4 protein-coding genes are annotated in these 4,190 nt (G+C 68.8%); all 4 read right to left on the bottom strand.

Annotated elements, in window-relative coordinates:
• On the bottom strand, positions 1-1,766 hold a 1,766-nt coding region (locus VGD70_RS36860), incomplete at its 3' end, for a peptidoglycan recognition family protein (RefSeq protein ID WP_331089826.1).
• A 105-nt stretch (positions 1,767-1,871) separates the two neighbouring features.
• Positions 1,872-2,567: a hypothetical protein gene (locus VGD70_RS36855; protein WP_331089824.1), complete on the bottom strand. Its 696-nt coding sequence runs from the start codon at positions 2,565-2,567 to the stop codon at positions 1,872-1,874.
• Positions 2,568-3,000: 433 nt separating this feature from the next.
• Complete coding sequence (locus tag VGD70_RS36850; protein WP_331089822.1) at positions 3,001-3,513, bottom strand: hypothetical protein; 513 nt, start codon at positions 3,511-3,513, stop codon at positions 3,001-3,003.
• Between the two features lie 51 nt (positions 3,514-3,564).
• Positions 3,565-4,190: hypothetical protein (locus VGD70_RS36845; protein WP_331089821.1), on the bottom strand; the 626-nt coding region annotated here is incomplete at its 5' end.

The raw sequence follows: 4,190 nt of genomic DNA, 5'->3' as shown, positions 1-4,190 counted from the left end.
CCGACCGCGTACTTCTGGTTCGCCAGCAGCGAGTACTGCAGCGGCGTCACCGCCTGCGGCCGGATGTTCGCCGGGTACGCCGCCGCCTCCGGGTAGGCCCGGCCGTACACCGGAATGCTCGCCTTGCCCGGCTTCGGCGTCGCCACCATGCCGAACGAGTACACGGCCGCCGGCGACCGGGACGGGTTGTGGAACCAGCCCTTCTGGCCCAGGTACCAGATCGCGACCCAGTCACCGCGCTGCTCGGCGATCGCGTACTGCTGCCCGGTCTCCACTCGGCTCGAGTGGTCCGAGATGTGCATCGTGCCCGGCGAGCCGTCCGGGTGCAGGCCGGCGTCGGTCAGCAGCGGCGCGTCCGCGCTGGGCTCGGTGTGCAGGATCACCGACCCCGACCCGTGCGGGTCGCACGGCACGCCGGCGGTGACGCAGCCGGTGAAGGCCGGCTTGTTCGACCGGTAGTCCGGCTTGATCGTCACCAGGCCCGCCCGCGGGGTGTCGATGCCGTGGAACGGTGCGCCGAGCAACTCGAAGTAGTGCGCCCAGTCCCAGTACGGGCCCGGGTCCCAGTGCATGCCGGCGACCGTCGACGGGATCGTGCCGGGAACGTTGTCGTGGCCGATGATGTGCTGGCGGTCCAGCGGGATCCGGTACTTCTCGGCGAGATAGCGCACGAGCTTGGCCGAGCTGCGGTACAGCGCCTCGGTGTACCAGGCGCCCTTCGCGGCGAAGCCCTCGTGCTCCAGGCCGATCGACTTGGAGTTGACGTACCAGTTGCCGGCCTGCCAGGCGACGTCCTTGGCCTTCACGTGCTGCGCGACGTGGCCGTCGGCCGAGCGCAGGGTGTACTGCCAGCTCACGTAAGTCGGGTCCTGCACCAGCCGCAGCGTCGTGTCGTAGCTGCCCTCGGTGTCGTGGATGACGATGTAGTTGATCTTCTGGCTCTCCGGCCGGTTCGCCAGGTCGTGGTTGCCGTAGTCGCCGGCGCCGAACGCGGCGTACGGCGCCGGGATCCACTCGCAGCCCAGGCCGCGCGGGCACTCGGTCCCGTCGTCGTTGGACGGGCGCAGGCCGAGCTCGCCGAGCTGCGCGGTGTTCGGCGCGACGTCGGGCCGCGCGGCGAGGCGCACCTGCTGGCCGTCGTCGGTGACGCGCTCGACGCCCTGGGCCATCGTGGTGAACACCTCGTCCGCGAACGCCGACGCGGTGGCGGTGTCGGTCGCGCCGCTGTAGCGGGCCACCGCGCCGTACCAGTCGGCCGGCTTGTCGCTGTGGATGCCGAGATCACGCTGGTGCTGGGCCAGGAGCGCCGCGCCGCCGCGGATGTTCTGGGCCGGGTCGGACCGCAGCGTGGCGGTGTCCACGTGGGTCAGCTCGGCGGCCCTATCGACGGTGCGCAGCGCGGGCGCCGACAGGTCCGGCTCACCGGCCTGCGGGTGCAGCGCGGGGCGGGCGTCGTCGCCGCGGGGGTCCTCGGTGCCGTCGTCGTGGTGGGTGCCGCCGGTGTTGGCGGCGGTGACGTCGGTGAGGTGCATGGGGCCGTAGCCCGCGCTGGTGCTCGGCGCCCCGGCGTTGACGTCCCACCGGGACTCCAAATAGGACACACCGAGCAGCACGCTGTCCGGCACCCCGAACTCGGCGGCCGCGGCGGCGTAGACCTCCTGCCGGCCGGCAGGTTGGTCCTCCGCGTTCGCGGTGGTCATGCCGATGGCGAGGCTCGCGGCAATGACGCAGGTGCTGACGATCGTTCGCTTCGACGACCGGTACATCGACGCCTCCTGGGACGGACGGCTCCAGACTCGGGTAACTCTGGTTGCCGCCGCCCAGGTCGTCAATGCTTTGCCGCCAAACGGCCTACTTCGTTACTCGCTGACTCAAATGCCTGTTGCGCACCAGCTGCCGCCGTTCTGCGCCATCTCGAGCGTGAAGCCCTCGCTCTGGCCGGTGGACGCCTTCATCTGAATGGTCGCCTGGCCCGTGCTGCCGTCGTCGGTGACGTTCTCGACGGTGGCGGTGATGTCGAGCCCGGCGAGCTTGTCGAGCTCGGTCTTCAGCCCGCTGGCGTTGGACTCGCTGCAGGCGTACTGGTCGATGGCGGAGGAGTCGTGGTTCTCGATGATCGTCACGACCTCGTCGGCCAGCGCCTCCGGGCTGCTCGCGCCACCGCCGCTGCCACCGCCGCTGCCACCGTTGTCGTTGCCGCCGCTGTTGGTGGCCCCGGGCCCGTTCGGCCCCGGAATCTCGACCGACGGGTTGCCGCCTGAGTTGGCGCTGCCCGCGGTGTCGGAGGGCTTGTTGTCGTTGCCCCCGTTGAGCGCGAGCACGAGGACCAGCGCGATGACGGCGGCGAGCACCGCGCCCCCGACGCCGACGATGAGCCCGGTGTTGTTCTTCCGCGGCGGCGGGTACCCCGGCGGCCCCCACCCCGGCTGCTGCGGCGGGTACCCGGGCGGCGGACCGTACCCGCCCTGCTGCGGGTAACCACCCTGCGGCGGGCCGTATCCACCTTGTTGCGGACCGTAGTTGCCTTGCTGCGGCGGATAGCCACCGCCTTGTGGCGGGTAAGTCACGGCGTGCGCCCCCTTGTGCGTGAATTGCGTACGCCGGGAGCGTAACCAGCGCCTACGACGGCTGCTGCCCGGTCGCCGCAATTGGCTGGGAGAAGTTGGCCGTCGCCCGTTCCGACGATCGGACTCCCACCGGGTTCCCGATGGCCGAGGCTCTTGTCGCCGTTCACGGAGGTAGCTACAGAACGCCGAGCCGTCGGTCACGTGCGTCTCGAAGCACGCCTGGCCACCGCTGATCCACGCCCGCGGTGCGGCGAAAGGCCGACTCCGGCGCGGGCGGCCGCCGCCGCTCCTGCCCCGACTCGAGGAGAATGCCCCGCGTGACGAGCGCGAGAAAGGCGAAGAGATCCGTTCCGTGTCGTCTACCGGAAAATTCGCACGCCGCGCCCGCTCGTTACGGTCCGGCGCCACCGGGTCGCCGAGTGGAGTCGGGGGCTCAGGACGTCATGGCCAACTTCAGCTCGCGGGATCTGTTCAGCTGAAGTGGACGCAAGCTCGAGACCCACATCACCAGCACGCGAAGCTTCTGTCCACGCCCACGTGGCGACCCGACCAACTCACGCCGCTCCTCGACGGACAGGTCGTCGAGGTTCTGGCCTGGGGTCACCGCCCGGAGGATCGCGACCTCGTCCTGGCCACCATGCTCCGACCACCCGAGTTCGTCGAAGCTGCAGAGCATGCCGTGCGACCGCTCACCGCGAAATCGGCGACGGCGAATCTTCCTGGTTCGCAGCGTCCCGTCGCCAGCCCGGTCGACAACCCGCGCGCCGGGCGGAGCGACAGGTACCAGCTCGTCGCGTCCTAGCACGTACTGACCGCCGAAGACGATCTGTGCAGGCGCATTGCCGTCGCCCAGGTCGATGTGGGCCAGCCATATTCGTCGGCCACGTGGATGGCGTTGTACTTTGACAACGCGTCCGGCGGTGGCCCCAGAGGTGGCGACAATCACCGCGGCACAGTAAACCGGCGGAGCTGATCACCCTGTCAGGGGGCGCGAATGCTACCCTCCGTATGTGTGGTTGCCGGCAACGCGCCATAACTCTTCGAATGCGATTCGGGCACGTTCCGTATGTTCAGGACTCATCAGCATGTCCGAGTTCGAATCCGTATTCGGACTATTAAGGTAGCCGAAGTGGGTGCCGTTTAAGATGTATTTACTGAACTGTGTGAACAACCCTTGCTCCTGCAGCGCGAGCGTTGCGACATCGAGTTCGTACAAGCCAGAGCCACCCATGATCGGCAGAACAGCTCGTCGAAACGAGCAATTTTCGTTCAGGTGATCGCCGCCGACCGCGGCGCTGATCATCTCTCGGAAATGGATCACCGACGCGGAGCGCAGGGTCAGCTCGCCGGCGAGCAGGAACCGGTACTTCGATCCTCTGGCCAGGTTTGCCGTCACCACCTGGAAGAATTGACCCGCCGCGGCGCCGCCGTCCGCCAGGTCGATGATGTTGGGACCGAGGTCGGTGGCCACGATGTCCGCCTGCCGGCAATAGCGCTCGACGCGAAGGATTTCGTCCTGCTGGATCAGGCCTTCCAGTCCCGCCGAGCGAGAGCTCGCCAGGTCGCGAGCGACGTCGTCGATGCGGTCCGCGAGCACCCGGCCGATGCGGGTCAGCAAGTCCG

Source organism: Actinophytocola sp. (assembly GCF_036402745.1).
Lineage (GTDB): Bacteria > Actinomycetota > Actinomycetes > Mycobacteriales > Pseudonocardiaceae > Actinophytocola.
Note: the sequence above shows the minus strand (reverse complement) of the source record. Positions and strands in the feature narration are given on the sequence as shown.